The sequence below is a fragment of the Xanthomonas cucurbitae genome, from assembly GCF_002939885.1.
In the GTDB taxonomy this organism is placed as follows: domain Bacteria; phylum Pseudomonadota; class Gammaproteobacteria; order Xanthomonadales; family Xanthomonadaceae; genus Xanthomonas; species Xanthomonas cucurbitae.
The window spans coordinates 52,329-74,274 of sequence record NZ_MDED01000008.1 but is presented as its reverse complement, the minus strand read 5'-3'; the positions used below and the strand labels follow the sequence as shown (position 1 = coordinate 74,274).

16 protein-coding genes are annotated in these 21,946 nt (G+C 67.3%); 12 read left to right on the top strand and 4 right to left on the bottom strand.

The window, feature by feature from the left end:
- The first annotated feature begins 90 nt into the window (after positions 1-90).
- Positions 91-1,716: a hybrid sensor histidine kinase/response regulator gene (locus XcuCFBP2542_RS06345; RefSeq protein ID WP_104602768.1), complete on the top strand. Its 1,626-nt coding sequence runs from the start codon at positions 91-93 to the stop codon at positions 1,714-1,716.
- Positions 1,717-1,841: 125 nt separating this feature from the next.
- Here XcuCFBP2542_RS06345 and XcuCFBP2542_RS06340 read toward each other — a convergent pair whose 3' ends face one another.
- From XcuCFBP2542_RS06340 to XcuCFBP2542_RS06320, 4 genes are all read right to left on the bottom strand, one after another.
- Positions 1,842-2,120 carry an oxidative damage protection protein gene (locus tag XcuCFBP2542_RS06340; protein WP_104602767.1) on the bottom strand — a complete coding sequence of 93 codons (279 nt, stop codon included), beginning with the start codon at positions 2,118-2,120 and terminating at the stop codon, positions 1,842-1,844.
- A gap of 19 nt (positions 2,121-2,139) precedes the next feature.
- Positions 2,140-3,213, bottom strand: a complete 1,074-nt coding sequence (gene mutY, locus XcuCFBP2542_RS06335) for an A/G-specific adenine glycosylase (protein ID WP_104602766.1) — start codon at positions 3,211-3,213, stop codon at positions 2,140-2,142.
- A gap of 327 nt (positions 3,214-3,540) precedes the next feature.
- A complete protein-coding gene (gene ftsY, locus XcuCFBP2542_RS06325; RefSeq protein WP_104602764.1) occupies positions 3,541-5,208 on the bottom strand; it encodes a signal recognition particle-docking protein FtsY in 1,668 nt (555 codons plus the stop codon).
- 286 nt (positions 5,209-5,494) lie between these two features.
- Positions 5,495-6,202 (bottom strand): AraC family transcriptional regulator, encoded by a 708-nt coding sequence (locus XcuCFBP2542_RS06320; protein WP_104602763.1) that lies wholly within the window; start codon positions 6,200-6,202, stop codon positions 5,495-5,497.
- 170 nt (positions 6,203-6,372) lie between these two features.
- Here XcuCFBP2542_RS06320 and XcuCFBP2542_RS06315 point away from each other — a divergent pair, with 170 nt between their 5' ends.
- The 11 genes from XcuCFBP2542_RS06315 (at position 6,373) to XcuCFBP2542_RS06265 (ending at position 21,854) form a co-directional block, all read left to right on the top strand.
- Positions 6,373-7,311 (top strand): proline racemase family protein, encoded by a 939-nt coding sequence (locus XcuCFBP2542_RS06315; RefSeq protein ID WP_104602762.1) that lies wholly within the window; start codon positions 6,373-6,375, stop codon positions 7,309-7,311.
- Positions 7,311-8,549: an NAD(P)/FAD-dependent oxidoreductase gene (locus tag XcuCFBP2542_RS06310; RefSeq protein ID WP_104602761.1), complete on the top strand. Its 1,239-nt coding sequence runs from the start codon at positions 7,311-7,313 to the stop codon at positions 8,547-8,549. The genes XcuCFBP2542_RS06315 and XcuCFBP2542_RS06310 overlap by 1 nt, the downstream gene beginning before the upstream one ends.
- Positions 8,546-8,791, top strand: coding sequence for a 2Fe-2S iron-sulfur cluster-binding protein (locus XcuCFBP2542_RS06305; protein WP_104602760.1), 246 nt, complete (start codon positions 8,546-8,548; stop codon positions 8,789-8,791). Before XcuCFBP2542_RS06310 ends, XcuCFBP2542_RS06305 begins: the two co-directional genes overlap by 4 nt.
- Entirely contained in the window at positions 8,784-10,097 is a 1,314-nt protein-coding gene (locus XcuCFBP2542_RS06300; RefSeq protein ID WP_104602759.1) for an NAD(P)/FAD-dependent oxidoreductase, read from the top strand. Before XcuCFBP2542_RS06305 ends, XcuCFBP2542_RS06300 begins: the two co-directional genes overlap by 8 nt.
- On the top strand, positions 10,094-11,002 hold the full coding sequence (locus XcuCFBP2542_RS06295) for a dihydrodipicolinate synthase family protein (RefSeq protein ID WP_104602758.1): 909 nt from the start codon (positions 10,094-10,096) through the stop codon (positions 11,000-11,002). Before XcuCFBP2542_RS06300 ends, XcuCFBP2542_RS06295 begins: the two co-directional genes overlap by 4 nt.
- Before the next feature lie 191 nt (positions 11,003-11,193).
- A complete protein-coding gene (locus XcuCFBP2542_RS06290) occupies positions 11,194-12,789 on the top strand; it encodes an aldehyde dehydrogenase family protein (protein ID WP_104602757.1) in 1,596 nt (531 codons plus the stop codon).
- Positions 12,786-13,985: a M24 family metallopeptidase gene (locus XcuCFBP2542_RS06285; RefSeq protein ID WP_104602756.1), complete on the top strand. Its 1,200-nt coding sequence runs from the start codon at positions 12,786-12,788 to the stop codon at positions 13,983-13,985. Before XcuCFBP2542_RS06290 ends, XcuCFBP2542_RS06285 begins: the two co-directional genes overlap by 4 nt.
- Positions 13,986-14,082: 97 nt before the next feature.
- On the top strand, positions 14,083-15,891 hold the full coding sequence (locus XcuCFBP2542_RS06280; protein WP_104602755.1) for a DUF885 domain-containing protein: 1,809 nt from the start codon (positions 14,083-14,085) through the stop codon (positions 15,889-15,891).
- Positions 15,888-17,756, top strand: a complete 1,869-nt coding sequence (locus tag XcuCFBP2542_RS06275) for a DUF885 domain-containing protein (RefSeq protein WP_104602754.1) — start codon at positions 15,888-15,890, stop codon at positions 17,754-17,756. Before XcuCFBP2542_RS06280 ends, XcuCFBP2542_RS06275 begins: the two co-directional genes overlap by 4 nt.
- A gap of 179 nt (positions 17,757-17,935) precedes the next feature.
- Entirely contained in the window at positions 17,936-19,522 is a 1,587-nt protein-coding gene (locus XcuCFBP2542_RS06270) for an APC family permease (RefSeq protein ID WP_104602753.1), read from the top strand.
- Positions 19,512-21,854: a S9 family peptidase gene (locus XcuCFBP2542_RS06265; protein WP_104602752.1), complete on the top strand. Its 2,343-nt coding sequence runs from the start codon at positions 19,512-19,514 to the stop codon at positions 21,852-21,854. Before XcuCFBP2542_RS06270 ends, XcuCFBP2542_RS06265 begins: the two co-directional genes overlap by 11 nt.
- The last annotated feature ends 92 nt before the right edge of the window (positions 21,855-21,946 follow it).

Sequence of the window (21,946 nt, the reverse complement as noted above, 5' to 3'; positions counted from 1 at the left end):
CGTATCGAAACGGCGCCAAGGATGTGAGGGAGCGCATCACCGTGCCCCATTAAACTGGCGTCACGGGAATGGTCCCGCGGAGAACAGCACTTGAACGATTCCCGTCATGGACAGCCAGGGTCGCCCGTTATCAGCGACACGCGCGGCCTGCCGGTGGAGGCGCCTCGCTCGGATATTTTTTTCGCTGCGGTGGAAACCACGCGGATGCCGATGACGGTGACCGATCCACACCTGCCGGACAATCCGATCGTGTTCGCCAACCGTGCCTTCCTGGAAATGACCGGGTATTCGGCCGAAGAGATCATCGGCAGCAATTGCCGGTTCCTGCAGGGGCCGGAAACCGATCCGGCCAGCGTGCAGGACGTGCGCGAGTCGATCGCAAACCGCCGTGAATTTGCCACCGAGGTGTTGAACTACCGCAAGGACGGCTCCTCGTTCTGGAATGCGCTGTTCATCTCGCCGGTGTTCGACCAGCACGGCAATCTGGTGTACTTCTTCGGCTCGCAGCTGGACGTGAGCCGCCGCCGCGATGCGGAGGATGCGCTGCGCCAGGCGCAGAAGATGGAAGCGTTGGGGCAGTTGACCGGCGGCATTGCGCACGATTTCAATAATCTGCTGCAGGTGATGTCCGGGCATCTGGAAGTGATCCAGATGCTGGCCGCCAGCAATGCCCCGGGGAGTGCCGAGCGCATCGCGCTCAGCGCCGAACATGCGGCCACCGCCGCGACCAAGGCGGCAACGCTGACCCAGCAATTGCTGGCGTTCTCGCGCAAGCAGAAATTGCGCGGGCGGGTGGTCAATCTCAATGGGCTGGTGTCGGGCATGACCAACATGGCCGAGCGCGCGTTGGGGGGCGGCATCAGCTTGCGGCAGGCACTGGAGGAGGGCCTGTGGAACTGCCAGATCGACACCACCCAGGCGGAGGTCGCGCTGTTGAATGTGCTCATCAATGCGCGCGATGCGATGGCGCGGTCCGAGCGCAAGGAAGTGACGGTGCAGACCCAGAACGTGGAGATCACCAATCATGATCTTGCGATGTACCACCAGCTGGCGCCCGGCCGCTACGTGAGCATCGCGGTCAGCGATACCGGCACGGGGATGTCAGCGGAGATCGCCAGCCGGGTCATGGAGCCGTTCTTCACCACCAAGGAAGAGGGCCAGGGCACCGGATTGGGGCTGTCGATGGTATACGGCTTCGTCAAGCAGTCCGGCGGCACCGTGCGCATCTACAGCGAGGTGGACGAGGGCACCACCGTGCGCCTGTATTTTCCTGCCTCCGACGAGTTCGAGAACGACCTGCAGGCGGTCAAGGCACGTTCGATCGACAAGGGTGGCAGCGAAACCATCCTGGTGGTGGAAGACAAACAGGACGTGGCCGTGGTGGCGCGGATGTTCCTGGAGAACGCCGGCTATCGGGTCTTTTCGGCAGCGAGTGGGCGCGAGGCGGTGGAGCTGCTGGAACAGCATCCGGAGGTGGATGCCCTGTTCACCGACCTCATCATGCCCGGCGGCATGAACGGTGTAATGCTGGCCCGCGAGGCGCGGCGCATGCTGCCGCGGATCAAGGTGCTGCTGACCACGGGCTATGCCGATGCCAGCATCCAGCGTACCGACGTGGGTGGGGCGGAATTTGACGTCGTCAACAAGCCCTACACGCAGAAGGAATTGCTCAAGCGCATCCGCATGCTGCTGGACGGGCCGACCGGAGTAGGGTGAGCCCACAGGCAGCCGTGCGCGACATGGTGGGTTGCCGGCGCGGCTACGTCACCACGTTGCGCGGTCTTGATTGACGCTGTTGCGATTCCCGATTCCCGATTCCCGATTCCCGATTCCCGGCAAGCCTATTGCTCGTCCAACGGCGCGACATAGCCTTCGGGCTTCTCGGCGTTGCGCTCGAACAGGAACTTTTGCAGCTCGCTTTCCAGGAATGCGCGATGCTTGGGGTCGCGTGGCGAGAGCCGGTTCTCGTTAATCAGCATGGTCTGGTGCGCCAGCCATGCCTGCCAGGCAGTCTTGCCGATCTGCGCGAACACGCGCTGGCCCAGTTCGCCAGGGTAGGGCACAAAATCCAGGCCTTCGGTCTCGCATTGCTGGTACTGGCAGAACACGGTGCGGGACATGCGGTTTCCTTCGAAGCGATTAGAGCGAGTCGAGCAGCTTGCGGATCGGTGCCGGCAGGCCCAGCGAGGCGAGATCGGCGCGTGCCACCCAACGCAGGTCTTCATTGTCGCGCACCGCCGCGCGCAGTGCGACCTTGCGCAGGCGCAAGGGCTGCAGGTGCAGGCGGTAATGGCTGAAGGTGTGCACCAGTGGCGGCAGTTCGTCGGCGCGCGCGTAGTTGCCGTCGATGTGGCTGGCGAACCAGGCGCGCAAGCCGCTGTCGGTCTCGGCCTGCGGCAGCGTCCAGAGCGATGCCCAGATGCCGGTGGGCGGGCGGCGCTGCAGCAGGATCTCGCCCTGCGTGTTTTCCAGCAGCAGCGCAGTGGCTTCGCGCTCGGGCAACACCTTCCCCGGTTTGGGCGTGGGCAATGCATCCACCCGCCCTTCGCGGCGCGCGACGCAGGCCTGCTGCAGTGGGCACACGATGCAGGCCGGCCGGGCGCGCGTGCACAAGGTGGCGCCGAAATCCATCTGCGCCTGGGTGTAGTCGGCCAGGCGGCCGGCCGGCACCTGCGCGACATGCGTGGCCGCCAGCTGCCATAGCTGCTTGTCCACCACTGGCAGCCCGGGATAGCCGGCAATGCCGTGGAAGCGCGTCAATACGCGTTTGACGTTGCCGTCCATGATCGGGAAACGGTCGTTCCAGGCCTGGCTGAGGATCGCGCCGGCGGTGCTGCGGCCGATGCCGGGCAGCGCGAGCAGTGCGTCAAAGTCGCGCGGCAGCTCGCCTCCGTGCAAGGCCACGCATTGCCGGGCGGCGGCGTGCAGGTTGCGCGCCCGCGCGTAGTAGCCCAGCCCGGCCCAGTGCGCCATGACGCTGTCGTTGTCGGCGGCGGCCAGGTCGGTCAGGGTCGGGAAGCGCGCAACGAATTTCTGGAAGTACGGGATGACCACTGCAACCTGGGTCTGCTGCAGCATGATTTCCGACAACCAGACCCGGTACGGTGCACGCGGATGCTGCCAGGGCAGCTCGTGGCGGCCGTGGCCGTCGAACCAGTGCAGCAACGAAGCGACGAAGGCGTCAGCGGGGGGAGCGGCAGGATCTGCGGGCATGAGGTCTGCTGGCAAGGAGAGGGGCGATTGCGGAGCGGGTGCCCGGTCGACGGCGTCCCCGATCAGTGCAGCGGAAACGCGAGGACGATCAGGCACTGTTCGCAGAAGAAACCTTCATCGCCCTGCCAGTGCGGTGCCGCCGGTGCATGGTAGTCGGTGACTGGCCCATCGGCGTGTCGAGGCGCGCGCAGCGCCGCAGGCAACCGTTGCGAAAAGTGCAGCACGCGTTTGGCGCGCGACCACCCGCTCGATATCTCCTGCACCGTGCAACCTGCCTGCAGCACCAGTGCGTACACGGGCTGCAGGTGCGGGCAGGCGTCTTGCCACTCAGCCGCCCAATGCGTCGGGCAACAGGGCATCCACGAACGCCACCGGATCGAATACGCGCAGGTCTTCGGGGCGTTCGCCGATGCCGGCAAAGCGGATCGGGATGTTGAATTCGCGCGCCAGCGCGAACACCACGCCGCCCTTGGCGGTGCCATCGAGCTTGGTCACTACCAGGCCGGTGACGCCGACCGCGGCATGGAACTGGCGCAGCTGCGAAATGGCGTTCTGGCCGGTGGTGCCGTCGATGACCATCAGCACTTCGTGCGGGGCGGCGGCGTCGATCTTGCCGAGCACGCGGCGGATCTTGCCCAGTTCGTTCATCAACCCGGTCTGGGTGTGCAGGCGGCCGGCGGTGTCGGCGATCAACACATCCGTGCCGCGTGCCTTGGCAGCCTGCAGCGCATCGAAGGCCACCGAAGCCGCATCGGCATTCTGCCCCTGGGCGATCACCGCCACGCCGTTGCGGTCGCCCCAGGCCTGCAGCTGAGCGACCGCGGCGGCGCGGAAGGTGTCGCCGGCGGCCAGCATCAGGCTGTGGCCTTCGTCCTTGAAGCGCTTGGCGAGCTTGCCGATGGTGGTGGTCTTGCCGACGCCGTTGACGCCGACGGTGAGCACCACGAACGGCTTGAGCGAGCGGTCGATCACCAGCGGCCTGGAGACCGGCTGCAGCAGCGCGATCAAGTCGGCGCGCAAGGCCTTCAACATGGCCTGGGCGTCGGCGAATTCGCGCGACTTCATGCGCTTGCGCAGGCCTTCGACCAACGCGGTGGTGGCGCCGATGCCGACGTCGGCGGTAATCAGCGCGGTCTCGATCTCGTCGAGCAGGTCGTCGTCGAGCTTGGGGTTGCGCGAGAACAGGCCGCCGAAGCTGCGCGCGAAGCTGCTGTTGCGCAGCCGCTCGCGCCACCCGGGTTTGCCGGCCGGGGCAGCGGGCAGGGCGTCGTGCCGGCCGACGATGCTGTCGCTGTCCTGCGTGGCCGGCGCCGGGCTGCTGACGATGGCCGGCGCAGTGACCACCGGCGTGGCGCTCGCCGCAGTGGCGGCCCCAGACGATGGGGGGAGCGCCGCTGGCGCGCTGGCCGGCGTGGCGGCAACTGACGGGATGGCCGAAGGAGCCGCAGCACCGGGCACCGCAACCGACGGCGCGTTGACCGGTGCTGGCGTTTGCGGTTGCGCGGCTGGCGCAGGCGGGGGCGTGCCCGCGGGCAGCGCGGGCGCGCTTTGCGTCTGCACGACTACCTGCGGAACCACCACCGGCGTCGGTGCGACGGGCGCGGCGGGCGGCGCCAGATCCGGCAATGCCTGCAAGGCAGAAGGTGCAGGCGCCGCAGGCGGCGTTGCTGCACTGGGCACCCCGGCGATGCTCTGTGCCTGCCCGGTGCGGGTCGCGATGTCGCGCGCAAGCTGGTCGGCCGGAAGAATGGCCGGTGCGGCAACGCCTGTTGACGGCGCCGGGGATTGGTTGGGTGTGGGTGTTACCGCTGCCTCGCCGGCAGGCGCTGTGCCAGGTTGCGCAGGTTGCGCAGGCGGCGTGGCCTCGGTGGGCGATGCGGAGGGGGCAGTCGCCGGCGCGGTGGGGAATGCGGCTGCCAGTTCTTCCAGGCTGAAACGCGAGGTGCGCGCGCTATCGGACGGAGTTGGCTTGTTGCGGCGGAAAAAGCTGGCCATTGGCAACGCAGTAGGGGAAACCCGGGAGTCTACCATTGGGGTGTCGGCCGCCCCTGACGCGGTCTTCAGTCCCTGTTGCTTCCACGCTGGCCGAAGGCTGCCAGGATGTCATGGTCATGCTGCCGAATTCTGCATTTGTGGCAGGAATGTGTCAGTACGCGCCGGCGGGTTGGCGGTAGCGATGAGGGTGCGCAGCACCGGCGAAGCCACCCGCCTCGCGCGCGCAAGGTGGCAGCCACGCAGTTGGCGATGCTGCGTGGCTACACTGTTCCATGGGGCGCGCTGCCTACAACTGGCCCTTGAGCGAGCGGTAGTCGCGCGGGGTCATGCCGACGGTGGCCTTGAACTGGCGTGCGAATGCACTCTGGTCGGCGAAGCCGCAGCGCTGGCCTATGCTGGCGATGCTGTCGTCGCCGTATAGCAGCCGCATCGCCGACTCGATGCGCAGCTTGGTCAGCAACTGCTGCGGGGTGACCTGGAACACGCGGCGGAAATGGCGTTCCAGCTGCGCCACCGACAGGCCGGCCAGATCGGCCAGCGCCTGCACGCGCAGGTTGTCGCCGAAGTTGGCCTGCATGTGCTCCATCACATGGCTCAGGCGTTCGTAGGCCGAATGGCGGCTGTCGGGTTGGCCCAGGTCGCGCGAGATGCCGATCACGCCGATCACCTCGTTGGCTTCGCACAACGGGCGCTTGAAGGTCAGGCACCAGCCGGGCAGGCGGTTGGGATAGAGGTGTACTTCCAGCTGGTTGTCGATGACCTCGCCCTGCAGCACGCGGCGGTCCTGCATCATATAGCTGCCGCCCAGCGGCAGCGGGAACACTTCCAGTGGCGAACGCCCGATGATTTCGCTGCGCAGCTTGCGTCCGAGCCGGCGCACCAGGGTGAGATTGCAGTGGGTGTAGCGGCCCTGCCCATCCTTGATGAAGAACACCACGTCCGGCAGCGCGTCGAACAACGTCTGCATTTCCAGCGCGGGAAGATTGAGGTCCATCAGGGTCCTGGTGGCGGTCGTGGGATGACGGTTGCACGGCCCGTGCGGCCGACCGTCGATCCTAGCCTAAACGCACGGCGGCGAGACAGTTTGCGCATTGTGCAGATTTCCGCATTTCCAATTCGCATTGCACGCTAGTCGTTGGCGGGCCGGCAATGGGAGCATGCGCCATGCACACACTAGACGTGATCGACTCGCATACCGCCGGCGAACCCACCCGGGTGGTGCTGTCCGGCTTCCCCGACCTGGGCGACGGCGACCTGGCGCAGTGTCGCGAGCGCTTCGGCCGCGACTTCGATCGCTGGCGCAGCGCCATCGCCTGCGAGCCACGCGGTTCGGACACCATGGTCGGCGCCCTGTTGCTGCCGCCGCGCGACCGCAGCGCCTGCGCCGGGGTGATCTTCTTCAACAACGTGGGCTACCTGGGGATGTGCGGGCACGGCACCATCGGGGTGGTGCGCACGCTCGCGGAACTGGGGCGGATCGCACCGGGGCAGCATCGCATCGAAACCCCGGTCGGTACCGTGGGCGTGGAACTGGGCGCCGACGGCACGGTGTGGGTGGACAACGTCGAGAGTTATCGCGCTGCCGCCGGAGTGGAGGTGGACGTGCCGGGCCATGGGCGGGTGCGCGGCGACGTGGCCTGGGGCGGTAACTGGTTCTTCATCACCGAACAGGCGCCGTGCGTGCTCGACCTAGCACATCAGCGCGAGCTCACCGCGTACACCGAGGCGATCCGGCTGGCGCTGGAAGCGGCCGGGATAACGGGTGAGGCAGGTGGCGAAATCGATCACATCGAAGTCAATGGCGCCGCGCCGGATGGCAGCGGCGTGGCGCGCAATTTCGTGCTGTGCCCGGGGCTGGCCTACGACCGTTCCCCCTGCGGCACCGGCACCAGCGCCAAGCTGGCCTGCCTGGCTGCCGACGGCAAGCTGGGCGAAGGCGAGCGCTGGGTGCAGCAAGGCATTCTGGGGAGTGCCTTCGAGGGCAGTTATCGGTTGAGCGGGCGTGGTATTGCGCCGCGCATCAGTGGGCAGGCGCATCTCACTGCGCGGTCGCAGCTGGTCATCGACCCGGCCGATCCGTTCGCCTGGGGCATCGTGGCCTGATGCACGCCTCGCGGCCCGCGCCTGCGCCTGCAGTGGCCGCGTCGTCGCGTGGTCCTGCACCGGCGACGAGTACGCCAGCGGTCGGTGCAGCCCGTGCCGAGTCCGGCACCTCTGCCGCCTCCACGCGGCGCAGCTACGACCTGATCGTGATCGGCGCCGGGATCGTCGGTGCGGCCTGCGCCGAGGCCGCGGCGGAAGCGGGCCTGCGGGTGGCGATCGTGGAGCCGGGGCCGATCGGCGGCGGCTCCACGGCGGCGGCGATGGGCCATCTGGTGGCGATGGACGACGACCCGGCCGAGCTGGCGTTGTCGGCCTATTCGCTGCGCCTGTGGGAGCGCTTTGCCACGCTGAGCGAGGCCGAATTCAGCCGTTGCGGCACGCTGTGGGTGGCCCGCGATGCACGCGAACTGGCGGAGGTGCCGGCCAAGATCGCGCGGCTGGCCGCGGCCGGACTGCAGGCCGAAGCGATCGACGCGCAGCGGCTGTACGCGCTGGAGCCGCAGCTGGTGCCGGGCCTGGCCGGTGGCATGCGGGTACCCGACGAAGCGGTGGTGTACCCGCCGCGCGTGGCCCGGCATCTGGTGGAGCTGGCCTGCACGGCGGGCGCGCAGCTGTTCGCTGGCCGCCGCGTGGCGCAGCTGCTGGAGCGGGGCGTGCGCCTGGACGATGGGCAGCACTTGTCCGGGCCGGTGCTGGTGGCCAGTGGCGTGGCGCTGCCGCAGCTGCTGCCAGAGTTGGCCCTGCGCCCGCGCAAGGGCCATCTGGTCATCACCGACCGCCATCCCGGGCTGATCCGGCATCAGTTGCTGGAGCTGGGCTACGCCGATTCGGCGCATGGCGCCGACGACACCAGCGTGGCCTTCAATGTGCAGCCGCGGCCGACCGGGCAGCTGCTGATTGGCTCGTCGCGGCAGTTCGGCGAGCATGATCGCGCGCTGTCGATGCCGGTGCTGCAACGCATGCTGCAACGCGCATTCGCCTACCTGCCGGTGTTGCGCGAGCTGCAGGCAATCCGCGTGTGGACCGGCTTGCGCCCAGCCACGCCGGACGGGCGCCCGTATCTGGGGGCGGTGCCCGGCCGGCGCGATGTCTGGGTGGCGGCAGGGCATGAGGGGCTGGGTGTCACTACGGCGCTGGGGAGCGCACGGGTGATCGTGGACAGCCTGCTCGGGCGCACGCCTGCCATCGACCCGGCGCCGTATGCGCCGGCGCGCGCGGTGCAGGGGCAAGCGGCATGAGCGCGACGGTGCGCCTGCAGGTGAATGCGCAGCCGGTGGAGGTGCCTGCCGGTGCCAGCGTGGCGGCCGCGGTGGCGCAGGCCACGCTGCAATTCAGGCAATGCAGCAGCGGGCAGCCGCGTGCGCCGCTGTGCGGCATGGGCGTGTGTTTCGAATGCCGGGTGCGCATCGACGGGGTTGGCCAGCAACGCGCCTGCCTGGTGGATGCGCGCGAGGGCATGCAGGTGCGCACCGATGGCTGAGCGCGTGTTGCATTTCGATGTGCTGGTGATTGGTGCCGGCCCGGCCGGGCTGGCCGCCGCGCAGGCGGCCGCCGGTCATGGCGTGCGCGTGGGCGTGGTGGACATGCAGCCGCGCGCAGGTGGCCAGGTATGGCGCAACGATGTGCAGCATGGCGCACCGCAGGATGCGCGCGCGCTGTTGCAGCAGGTAGGCAACCATGCGGCGATCACGCTGCTGACGCAGACGCAGATCGTGCTGGCGCAGCCGGGCTGGCTGCTGGCCGATAGCCCGGATGGCGCGCTACAGCTGCATTACGCTGCCTTGGTGCTGGCCACCGGTGCACGCGAACTGCTGCTGCCGTTTCCGGGCTGGACGCTGCCTGGTGTCACCGGCGCCGGCGCGGCGCAGGCGCTGGCCAAACAGGGCTGGCCGCTGGCCGGCAAGCGCGTGCTGGTGGCCGGCAGCGGGCCGTTGCTGCTGGCCAGCGCAGCTACCTTGCAGCGGCATGGCGCCACGGTGCTGGGCATTCACGAGCAGGCCTCGGCTGCAGCGGTGCGTGCCTTCGCCGCTCAGTTGTGGCGCTGGCCGGGCAAGGCGGCGCAGGCGGTGGCGCTGCGCTTGCAACTGCATCGCGTCGCATATCGCACCGGCAGCGTGGTGGTGGCCGCACACGGCGATACGCAGCTGCGCGAAGTGGAGCTGGAGGGGCCGGCCGGCCGTTTGCGTGTTGCCTGCGATCAGCTCGCGGTGGGCTACGGCCTGGTCCCCAATACCGAGCTGGCGCAATTGCTGGGCTGCCAACTGGAGGCCTGTGGCGCGCATCGGCAGGTGCAGGTCGATGGCTTGCTGCGGACCAGCGTCACCCAGGTGTTCGCGGCGGGCGAAGCCTGCGGTATCGGCGGGCGCGATTGTGCGCTGGTCGAGGGCGCAATGGCGGGGCACATGGCGGCCGACACGCCCGACGATGCGCTGCGCCTGCAGCCACGCCGACGCGTGGCGCGTGGCTTTGCCACGCTGTTGCAGCAGCGTTTCGCCCTGAATGCGCGCATCCGCACGCTGGCGCAGGCCGACACCCTGGTCTGCCGCTGCGAAGACGTGCCGCTGGCGGCACTGGACACCTTCAACGATGCACGCGACGCCAAGCTGGCATCGCGTTGTGGCATGGGCGCCTGCCAGGGCCGCATCTGTGGCAGCGCGCTGGCCGAACTGGGCCGCTGCCTGCCTGATCTTTCCACCGACGCCGGCCGCCGGCCGCCGTTGTTCCCGGTCCGCCTCGCGGCGCTGGCCGATCCGTTCACTTCCGACTCGCAAGGGAATCATCCATGAGCATTGCTGCGTTCTGGCACGGCGTGTTGCCGGCCATCACCACCCCGTTCACCGCCTCCGGCGACATCGACCACGACTTCCTCGGCAAGCACGCCAACCAGCTGGTGGATGCCGGCTGTACCGCGATCGTGCCGCTGGGCTCGTTGGGCGAAGCGGCCACCTTGAGCGTGGAAGACAAGCTGGCGGTCCTGCGGACCCTGGTGACCGCCTTGAACGGCCGGGTGCCGGTGGTGCCGGGCATCGCCAGCCTGGCGACCGGCGAAGCGGTGGCATTGGCCAAGGCGGCCAAGGAGATCGGCTGCGGCGGATTGATGGTGTTGCCGCCTTACGTGTATTCCACCGATTGGCGCGAGATGGGCGCGCATGTGCGCGCGGTGATCGGCGCGACCGATCTGCCGGTGATCCTGTACAACAACCCGGTGGCCTACAAGACCGATTTCGGCCCGGCGCAGATCGCCGAGCTGGCCAGCGAGTTCCCGAACCTGCAGGCAGTGAAGGAATCTTCCGGCGACGTGCGTCGCTTTGCCGCGCTGCAGGAACTGCTGGGCGACCGCCTGGCGCTGCTGGTGGGCATGGACGATGCCATCGTCGAAGGCCTGAGCATGGGTGCCAAGGGCTGGGTTGCCGGCCTGGTCAATGCCTATCCGACCGAATCGGTGCGCCTGTTCGAGCTGGCGCGCGATGGCGGCTACCCGGCGGCCAGGGAGCTGTACAACTGGTTCCTGCCGCTGCTGCGCCTGGATACCGTGCCGACCTTCGTGCAGTTGATCAAGCTGGTGCAGGCAAAGGTGGGCATGGGGAGCGAGCAGGTGCGTGCGCCGCGTCTGGCGGTGGCCGGCGCCGAGCGCGAGGCGGCGCTGAAGGTGATCGACCATGCCATCGCACATGCGCCCAAGTTGTCGTGATTTTGCAGGCACCATGACGCGGCGCACTGCGACACTCCGCCGGTGCGTCGCATAGGCATGCCGTCGCCTGCATGGCGGGCGTGTCCTGATCGATGCGCAGGCCGCACCTCGTGCGAGCTGCGTATCGTCCCCTGGTCTGCCGCTGCAGCACGCTGCGCGGCGGTCCCTTCCATGCAATCGAAGGTGCTGCAATGAACGACATGCTGCAACCCATCCTGCTCGCCGGCCAATGGCAGCCCAGCCATGCGGCCAGCGACAGCTTCCGTGCTGCCGATCCCACCACCGGCGAGCCGATCGGCCCGCTGTTTCCGATCAGTGGTGCCGAGGACATAGCGACCGCGTTGCGTGCCGCGCAGGCGGTGGCCGCCGAGTTTGCCGCCGCACCGGCCGAGCGCATCGCCGCTTTTCTGGAGGGCTACGCCGACGCGCTGGATGCCGATGCCGACACCCTGGTCGCGCTCGCGCATGCAGAAACCGCCTTGCCGGCGCCCACGCGCCTGCGTGGCAACGAGCTGCCGCGCACCAGCGGGCAGTTGCGCCAGGCAGCCAAGGCGGTACGCAGCTACAGCTGGACCAACCCCATCATCGACACCGCCGCCGATCTGCGTTCGCATCTGGCGCCGCTGGGCAAGCCGGTGCTGGTGTTCGGCCCCAACAATTTTCCGTTCGCGTTCAATGCGATTGCCGGCAGCGATTTCGCCTCGGCCATCGCCGCGCGCAACCCGGTGATCGCCAAGGCGCATCCGCTGCATCCGGCCACCAGCCAGCGCATGGCCCAGCTCGCGCATCAGGCGCTGCTGGCCGCAGGCCTGCCGGCGGCGGCGGTGCAGTTGCTGTATCACCTGGATACCGCAGTCGGTGCGCGCCTGGCCGGCGACGCGCGGCTGGGGGCGATCGGGTTCACCGGCAGCCGCGCCGGCGGCCTGGCCTTGAAGGCGGCTGCCGATGCGGCTGGCGTACCGTTCTACGCCGAGCTGTCCAGCGTGAATCCGGTGTTCCTGCTGCCCGGTGCGCTGGCCGAGCGCGGCGATGCGCTGGCGCAGGAGTTCTTCGCCTCGTGCACGCTGGGTAGCGGGCAGTTTTGCACCAATCCTGGCGTGGTGGTGGTGCCGCACGGCGCGGCGGGCGATGCCTTCGTTGCCGCCACCAAGGGCCATTTCGCAGCGGCCTTGCCGATGGTGCTGTTCTCCGCATCCGGTGTGGAGGGCGTGCAGCGTGGTGTGGCGAGCCTGGTTGCGGCCGGCGGGTCCGTGCTGGCCGGCGGGCAGCGTGGCGAAGACGGTTTCCGCTACGCGCCCACCTTGCTCAGCGTGGAGGCGCAGGTGTTCCTGGCCAATCCGCAGGAGTTGCAGACCGAGGCCTTTGGCCCGGTAAGCCTGCTGGTGCGCACGCGCGACACTGCGCAGCTGGCGCAGTTGGCGGCCGCCTTCGAAGGCAACCTCACCGGCACGCTGTATCGCGCAAGCGATGGCAGCGACGATGCCGCCTGGCAGGCCATTGCGCCGGTGCTGCGCGCACGGGTGGGACGCCTCATCAACAGCAAGATGCCAACCGGCGTGGCGGTGAGCGCGGCGCAGAATCATGGCGGGCCGTTTCCCAGCACTGGGCATCCAGGCTTCACCGCCGTGGGCATGCCGGGCGCGATCCGTCGTTTCGCGGCCTTGCATAGCTACGACGCGGTGCCCGATGCCTTGCTGCCAGTGGAACTGCGCCAGCGCAATCCCGGTGGTGTGGCGCGGCTGGTGGACGGACAGTGGAGTACCGCTGATGTGGAAGCGGGCGCATGAGCGCCCAGATCGGTGGCCTGTCGCTGCAGCAGGCGCGTGCACAACTGGCGCCCTGGACGCAGCGTGCCGCGCCGATCGCGGCCGATGAATATGCGCAGCGCATCGAGCGTGCGCGTGGGCTGATGCGTGCGCATGGCGTGGATGCGCTGTTGATCGGTGCCGGGACCTCGTTGCGCTATTTCACCGGTGTGGCGTGGGGTGCCAGCGAACGGCTGGTGGCGATGCTGCTCACCATCGATGGCGATCCGGCGCTGATCTGCCCGGCCTTCGAGGAAGGCTCGCTGGACGCGGTACTGCAGATTCCGGTGGCCAAATTCCTGTGGGAAGAACACCAGGACCCGTATGCGCTGGTGGTACAGGTCATGGACGATCGCCGTGCGCATGCGCTGGCGCTGGACCCGGGCATCGCCTTTGCCGTGCACACCGGCCTGCGTGCGCATCTGGGCACCGCCATCCGCGACGCGGGGGTCATCATCGACGGCTGCCGCATGTGCAAGTCGCCCGCCGAGCTGGCGCTGATGCAGCAGGCCTGCGACATGACCTTGCTGGTGCAGCGCCTGGCCGCCGGCATCGCGCACGAAGGCATCGGCACCGACCAGCTGGTGCGTTTCATCGATGAAGCGCATCGCGCGCTGGGCGCAGACAACGGCTCGACCTTCTGCATCGTGCAGTTTGGCCACGCGACTGCCTTCCCGCATGGCATTCCGGGCGTGCAGCAGTTGCGCGAAGGCGAGCTGGTGCTGATCGACACCGGCTGCACCGTACAGGGCTACCATTCCGATATCACCCGCACCTGGATCTATGGCACGCCCAACGAGGCGCAGCAGCGCATCTGGGACCTTGAACAGGCCGCGCAGGCTGCGGCATTCGCGGCGATCCGCCCCGGCGTGGCTTGCGAGGCGGTGGATCAGGCGGCGCGTACGGTGCTGGAAGCGGCAGGGTTGGGCCCGGAGTATCGGTTGCCCGGGCTGCCGCATCGCACCGGCCATGGCTGCGGGCTGGCCATACACGAGGCGCCGTATCTGGTGCGCGGCAACCGATTGCCGCTGCAGCCGGGCATGTGTGCCAGCAACGAACCGATGATCGTGGTGCCGGGGCAGTTCGGCGTGCGCCTGGAAGATCATTTCCATGTCACCGACGCTGGCGCGCAGTGGTTTACCCCGCCGTCGCCGGCGATCGACCAACCGTTTGCATGAGCCTGCATAGCGTCACGCATGCGTAGGAGCGCACCCGGGCGCGACGGGCATTACCGAGTAAAGCCATTGCGCTGTCCCTGCATCTTGGAGTGAATGCATGAGCCACCTGCGATCTGTCGCAATCGGCCTGCTTGCAGCGGCAGTGTTCACCGCCTGCAAACCGGCCCCGCCAGCCCCGGAGAAACCGGCTGCCGCAGCCAGCAGCGAACAGGCCGCCAAGGCCTTCGATGCGCTGTTGGACAAGCAGTGGCAGTACCAGCTGCAGCACAACCCCGAGTTCGCCAGCATCATCGGCGACAAGCGCTACAACGATCGCTGGACCAACTACTCGCCGGAAGCAGTGCAGGACGACCGCCGTGCCACCGCCGCGCTGCTCCGGCAGTTTGAAGCGGTGGATGCCAAGGCGCTGGACGCGCAACGCCAGCTCAGCCTGCAGATGATGCTGGGCCAGTTGCGCGACAAGCTGGAGGGCATCGACCTCAAGACCTATGCAATGCCGCTGGAACCGGTGGGCGGCATCCAGCTGGCGCTGGCCGGCTATGGCGATGCGTTTCCATTCGAAAATGCCAAGGATTACCAGGACTACATCACCCGGCTGCAGGCCATTCCGGGCGTGATCGACCAGATCATTGCGGTCTCGCGGCAGGGTGCCAAAGACGGGTTGGTGCAGCCGCGTTACCTGCTGCAGCGCCTGCCCGAGCAGATCGACAAGATGGCTGCGCTCACCGGCGAGCAGAGCCCGTTCGCCTCGCCGTTGAAGAAACTCGCTGCGGCGGTGCCGGCCGACCAGCGCGATGCGGTGCGCAAGCAGTTGCTGGCCGCGATCGACCAGCAGGTCCGCCCGGCCTACGGTAAGCTGTCCGCCTTCGTGCGCGACGAATACGCCGCGCAGGGGCGTCGTTCCGAAGGCCTCTGGTCGCTGCCCGATGGCGAGCGCCGCTATCGCTACGCCATTCATACCCAGACCACTACCGACATGGCACCGGAGCAGATCCACCAGATCGGCCTGCGGGAAGTGGCGCGCATCGAAGGCGAGATGGCGGTGATCGCCCAGGCGCAGGGCTTTGCCGACCTGTCCAGCTTCCGCAAGGCGGTGGAGACCGACAGGCGCCATTTCGCCACCTCCGGCGAACAGATCCTGCAGCACTACCGCCAGTACATCGCCGCGATGGAACCGGAGCTGCCCAGGCTGTTCGGGCACCTGCCCAAAACGCCGCTGGAGGTGCAGGCGATGCCGGCGTTCCGGCGGACCGCGCCGAGCGCCGAATACTGGCAAAGCAACCCGGAAGGCAGCAAGCCGGCGATCGTGAAGGTCAATACCAGCGACTTCGCCAGCCGCACGCTGGTCAATATCGAAACCACCGCCTACCACGAGGGCGTGCCAGGTCATCACCTGCAGATTTCGCTCGCCCAGACGCTGCCATTGCCGCCGTTCCGCCAGCAGGCCGGCTACAACGCCTACATCGAAGGCTGGGCGCTGTATGCCGAGCGGCTGGGCAAGGAGATCGGCTTCTTCAAGGACCCCTATAACGACTACGGCCGGCTATCGGGCGAGTTGCTGCGCGCCAACCGCCTGGTGCTGGATACCGGTGTGCATTACAAACGCTGGAACCGGCAGCAGATGGTGGATTTCTTCCACGCGCATCCGTCCGACGACGAACCCAGCATCCAATCGGAAACCGACCGCTACATCGTCTGGCCGGGTCAGGCACTGGGCTACAAGCTTGGCGAGCTGCAGATCCTGGCGCTGCGCGCGCAAGCGGAAAAAGCGTTGGGTGATCATTTCGATGTGCGCGCCTTCCACGACGCCGTGCTGGGCGGCGGTGCGATGCCGTTGGGGATGCTGCAGCAGCGCGTGCAGCAGTGGATTGCACAGGCCAAGACCATACCGGGAGCAGTCAAATGAGCGTATCGCAGACACACACCATGTTGCGCATCAGTGCGTTGAGCCTGCTGATTGCAGCCAGCCTGGGCGGCACGCCCGTGCAGGCGTATGCCGCCGAGCCGGCAACCACCGTGCAGGGCACGGCCGCAGCCCGCTTCAAGGCGTTGTATACGCGCGAGTGGCAGTGGCGGCAGGCGCAGGTGTCCGGCGCGGTGGATGAAGACAACCAGGCCACCCAGCAGCGCCAGGCCGACCATCTGCCCAAGGTCGATGTCGCCACCCAGAACCAGCGCACCGCGTATTGGCAACAGGCATTGGCCGAGCTGGATGCGATCGGGCCGGCGCAGCTGTCGGCCGAGGACCAGGTGAATTACCAGGTGTATCGACAGCAGCTGCAGGTGCTGCTGGATCAGCAGCATTTCCGTGCCTGGGAGATGCCGTTCAACAGCGACTCGGCGTTCTGGAGCGACCTGGGCTTCAGTGCGCAGGCCACGCTGCGCACGCGCGAGGACTATCAGCGCTATCTGAAGATGCTGGCCGATATCCCGCGCTATTTTTCCGAGCACACGGCCAATATGCGCGCCGGGTTGGCTCGGGGCTTCAGCCAGCCCAAGGTCACGCTGCGCGGGCGCGATCAATCCATTGCCGATGTGGCGCAGGCGCGCGGGCAGGCCAATCCGTTCTACGCCCCGTTCAAGCAGATGCCGGCCACGCTGCCGGCGCCGGTGCAGGCGCAGTTGCGGCAGCAGGCGGTGCAGACCATCGACACCCAGGTGGTGCCGGCCTATGCCGGCTTGCTGGACTTCATCCGCAACGAGTACCAGCCGCGCGCGCGCGCCACGCTGGCCGGCGAAGCCTTGCCCGATGGCAAGGCCTATTACCGCGCGCAGATCCGCGAGTTCACCACGCTGGACCTGAGTCCCGAGCAGATCCACCAGATCGGCCTGCAGGAGGTCGCCAAGCTGCGCAAGCAGATGGACGCTACCATCGTGGAGAGCGGCTTCAAGCCGCCGGCCGGGCAGCCGGTGTTTCCGGCGTTCCTGCATTTCCTGCGCACCGACCCGCAGTTCTATACCAAGACGCCGGAAGAATTGCTCAAGCAGGCGGCATGGATCGCCAAGCGCGTGGATGCCAAGGTGGGCAACTATATCGGCCGCCTGCCACGGCGCCGCTTCGCCATCGAACCGGTGCCGCCGGAGCTGGCACCGTTCTATACCGGCGGCCGCGGGGGGCCGGGGATCTACCTGGTCAATACCTACGATCTGCCATCGCGGCCGCTGTACAACCTGACCGCGCTGACCCTACACGAGTCCTCGCCCGGGCACGCGCTGCAGATGCCGCTGGCCGCAGAAACGCAGAGCCTGCCGGATTTTCGTCGTTACACGTTCATCTCGGCCTATGGCGAAGGCTGGGCGGTGTACTCGGAGTACCTGGGTCAGGAAATGGGCATGTACGACACGCCCTACGACCGCTTCGGTTATCTCACCTATCAGGCGTGGCGTGCCTGCCGCCTGGTGATCGACACCGGCATCCACCACAAGGGCTGGACGCGCGAACAGGCGCAGGCGTATCTGCGCGACAACACCGCGCTGAGCGAGCATGAAGTGACCACCGAGGTGGATCGGTACATCGCCTGGCCCGGGCAGGCGCTGTCGTATTACCTGGGCGAGTTGAAGATTCTCGAATTACGGCACAAGGCCGAAGCCGCGCTGGGCGAGAAATTCGACCTGCGCCACTTCCACGATGCGGTGTTGCAGACCGGTTCGGTGCCGCTGCCGGTGCTGGAAGCGCGCATCGACCGCTTCATCGCCGATGGCGGTGTGTCGCCGTCTCCGGACGACGCCGCGACAGACTCCGCCGATGCAGGGGCAGGTGCCGATGACTGAGTGCTGCCATACGCGCCTGGACCACTTGCTGGGTACGCGCGCTGACATCGGTGCGCGGCGGCGTGTGCAGGACCACCGCGCACGGCTGAGTACATCGCACCACCACTGACTGCCACACGGCATGCGCCACCGTGCCATCCTCCGCAGCAACCGCGTTTTCCAATCGTTCGAGGCCAGTTATGACCACACCCGGTGCGACCACGCAAGGCAAGTTCCACAAGCGGCTGAGCCTGACCGACCTAACTTTCATCGGGTTGGGTTCCATCTTCGGCTCGGGGTGGTTGTTCGCCGCCAGCCACGTCTCTTCGATTGCCGGTCCGGCCGGCATTGTCTCGTGGATCCTTGGCGGCGTTGCGGTCTTGTTGCTGGGGCTGGTGTATTGCGAACTCGGCGCGGCATTGCCGCGTGCGGGTGGGGTGGTGCGCTACCCGGAGTATTCGCATGGCGCGCTGCTGGGATCGTTGACCGGCTTCATCACCTTGATCGCATTTTCCAGCCTGATCGCCATCGAGGTGGAAGCGGCGCGGCAATATGCGGCGGCGTGGTTTCCGGTGCTCAATCAGGCGGGCAGTAATCATCCCAGTATCTGGGGCTGGTTGGTGCAGCTGGCATTGCTGCTGCTGTTCTTCGTACTCAACTACTTCAGCGTCAAGACCTTTGCGCTGGCCAACAATATCGTCAGCATCTTCAAGTTTCTGGTACCGATGCTGGTGATCGTGCTGTTGCTGGAGCATTTCAATGCAGGCAACCTGACCGTGCATGGCTTCGCGCCCTCGGGCATGGCCGGGGTGGAAGCGGCGATCTCCGCCGGTGGCATCATCTTTGCGTACCTCGGGCTGACGCCGATCGTGTCGGTGGCCAGCGAGGTACGCGACCCGCAGCGCAATATTCCCATCGCCTTGATCCTGTCGGTGGCCTTGTCCACGGTGATCTACGTGCTGCTGCAGCTGGCCTTTCTGGGCAGCATCCCCGCCGCGCAGCTGGCGCAAGGCTGGAGCGGCATTGACAAAACGTTCTCGTTGCCGTACCACGACATTGCGCTGGCGCTGGGCATGGCGTGGCTGGCCGCGCTGGTAATCTGCGATGCCATGGTCTCGCCCAGCGGCACCGGCAATATCTACATGAATGCCACTCCGCGCGTGGTGTACGGCTGGGCGCGCAGCGGCGGGTTTTTGCCGGTGCTGACGCGGGTGGACCCGGCTTCGGGCATTCCGCGGCCGGCGTTGTGGCTGAGCCTGGGGCTGTCGATCTTCTGGACGCTGCCGTTCCCCTCGTGGGAAACCCTGATCGGCGTCGTGTCTGCCGCGCTGGTGCTGAGCTATGCCGTGGCGCCGGTAACGGTGGCGGCCCTGCGGCGCAGTGCACCCGAGCTGCCGCGGCCGTTCTTCGTGCGTGGCCTGAGCGTGCTGGGGCCGCTGTCGTTCATCGTGGCCGCGTTGATCGTGTACTGGTCCACCTGGCCGACCCTGTCGTGGCTGCTCGGCTTACAAGTGCTGGCGTTCGCGCTGTACGTGCTCTATCGGCTGCCCTCGCGCGACGGGCGTGCGCGACTGTTGCGTCAGGTGCGCGCATCGCTGTGGTTGATCGTGTTCTTTGTGCTGGTGATGACGATCTCCTGGGCCGGCACCTTCGGTGGGCACGGCTGGATCGCGCATCCGTTCGACACGCTGAGCGTGGCGGTGATTGCGTTCTTCATCTACCACTGGGGCGCACGCAGCGGCTTGCGCAGCGACGAGCTGGCGCTGGAGGAAGACGATGGCGAATGAGGCGTGGCCGGGTGCATGGAGCCTGCGGGCATCGCGCGCGCTGGCAGCGTGCCTGCTGGTGCTTGCTGCCGCTGCACAGGCGGCACCCGGCGTGGCCGACTACCAGCGCTCGCTCGGCCTGCGCGCGCACTGGAACACGCTGACCGAGAATGTGACCTGGCCGGCGCAATGGAAGGACGACGGCACGTTCTACTACCGCAAGACCGTGCCCGGCGGGTTCGCCTTCATCCGCGCGGACGTGGCGACGCTGCACAAGCAACCGGCCTTCGACCAGGTGCGCGTGGCCCAGGCGCTGCAGGCAGCCACCGGGACGGCGTATGCGGCGTTGGCGTTGCCGTTCGAGACGTTTACCTACTCGCAGGAAGGTGGTCGCGAAGACGGCGCGATCGTGTTCGCCATCGAAGATGCCCCTTGGCGCTGCACGTTGACCACGTATCGCTGCGCGCACGATGCCCCCGGCCGGCAGCCGCAGCTGCGGCAGCGACCGCGCGGCTTTGGCGTGGTGCGCGACCCGGACGTGGCGGCCGACACCACCCCGCGCCGCTCGCCCGATGGGCAGTGGGAGGCGCTGGCCGATGGCTGGAACCTGGTCGTGCGCCGGGTGGCCGATGGCCGGCTCGTGCAGCGCACCGATGATGGCCGCGCGGCAGATTACTTCGACCCGGACAGCGTTGCCTGGTCGCCGGATTCGCAGCAGCTGGCGGTGTATCGGGTGCGCCCGGGCACTGCGCGCCGGGTCATCCGTGTGGAGGCCGCACCGTCCGGCCGCCTTCAGCCGCTGGTGCACACCCAGCTCTATCCCAAGCCAGGCGATGCGGTCGATGTGGAGCGGCCGGTGCTGCTGGCCGTGGATGGCAGCCGGCGCGTGGTGGATAACGCCTTGTTCGCGATGCCGTATTCGCTGTCGCCACTGCAATGGCGGGCGGATGGACGCAGTGTGGGCTTTGAGTATGTGCAGCGTGGTTTTCAGCACATGCGGGTGATTGCAGTGGATGCCCGCAGCGCGCGTGCGCATGTGGCCGTTGGCGAGGATGCACGCACCTTCGTCCATGCCGACCGCAGCTTTCGTCATGAGGTGGATGCGCATGGCGACGAGATCCTGTGGATCTCCGAACGCGACGGCTGGCGGCACCTGTATCTGTTCGATGGCCGCAACGGCAAGCCCAAACGTCAGCTCACGCGCGGGCAATGGATCGTGCGCGAGGTGCTGCGCGTGGACGACGCGCAGCGCCGCATCTGGTTCACCGCCAGCGGGATGGATGCCGGAAAGGACCCATACTACCGACAGCTCTACAGCGTGGATTTCGACGGCCGCAAGCTCACCCGGCTCAGCCATGCCGATGCCGACCACGATGTGGCCATTGCAGACGATGGCCGGCATTACGTCGATGTCTACTCGCGCCCGGATCTGCCGCCGGTGATGGAGCTGCATGCCATCGATGGCCGGCTGCTGCAGCAAGTGGAGCAGGGCAATATTGATCGGCTCCTGGCGGCCGGCTGGCGCGCACCGCAGACCTTCGTGGCCAAGGGCCGAGATGGCAAGACCGACATTTGGGGCATGGTGGTGCGCCCGCGCGATTACAACCCGCGCAGGAGATATCCGGTGATCGAGAACATCTACGCCGGGCCGCACGATTCCTTCGTGCCCAAGACGTTCTGGCCATTCGGGTACCACTCCGGCGGCGACAAGCAGATCGGCATGCAGGCGCAGGCCGATCTGGGTTTCATCGTGGTGATGATCGATGGCATGGGCACCGCCAACCGCTCCAAGGCCTTCCAGGATGTGGCGTGGAAAAACCTGGGCGATTCCGGCTTTGCCGATCGCATTGCCTGGCATCGTGCGCTGGCCGCGAAAGACCCGTCGTACGACATCAGCCGGGTTGGCATCTATGGCGCGTCGGCTGGAGGGCAGAGCACGCTGGGTGCACTGGAACGTCACCCGGAGTTCTACAAGGTGGGCGTGGCGTTCGCCGGCTGCTACGACAACCGCATGGACAAGATCAGCTGGAATGAACAGTGGATGGGCTGGCCGGTGGACGACAGTTATGCGGCGGCATCAGGCGTGGTCAATGCGGCCAAGCTGCAGGGCGAGCTGCTGTTGATCGTCGGCGAGCAGGACAGCAATGTGGACCCGGCCTCCACCGCGCAGGTGGTCGATGCGCTGATTAAGGCCGGCAAGGACTTCGACTTGCTCAACGTGCCCGGCGGCGAACATTCGGTGGGGCGCTCCAGCGGCCCGATCGATTATGTACAACGTCGCCAGTACGACTTTTTCGTGCGCCATCTGTTGGGCGAGCCCACGCCGCGCTGGAATCGCCAGAAGGTTCAATGATGCCTCTGGTCCGATGGCGTGCAGCGTTGCAGCGTTCTCAGGCGGCGCTTGCGGTGGGTGTGCTGGGGTTGCTGGCTGGTGCGTTCTCGCCG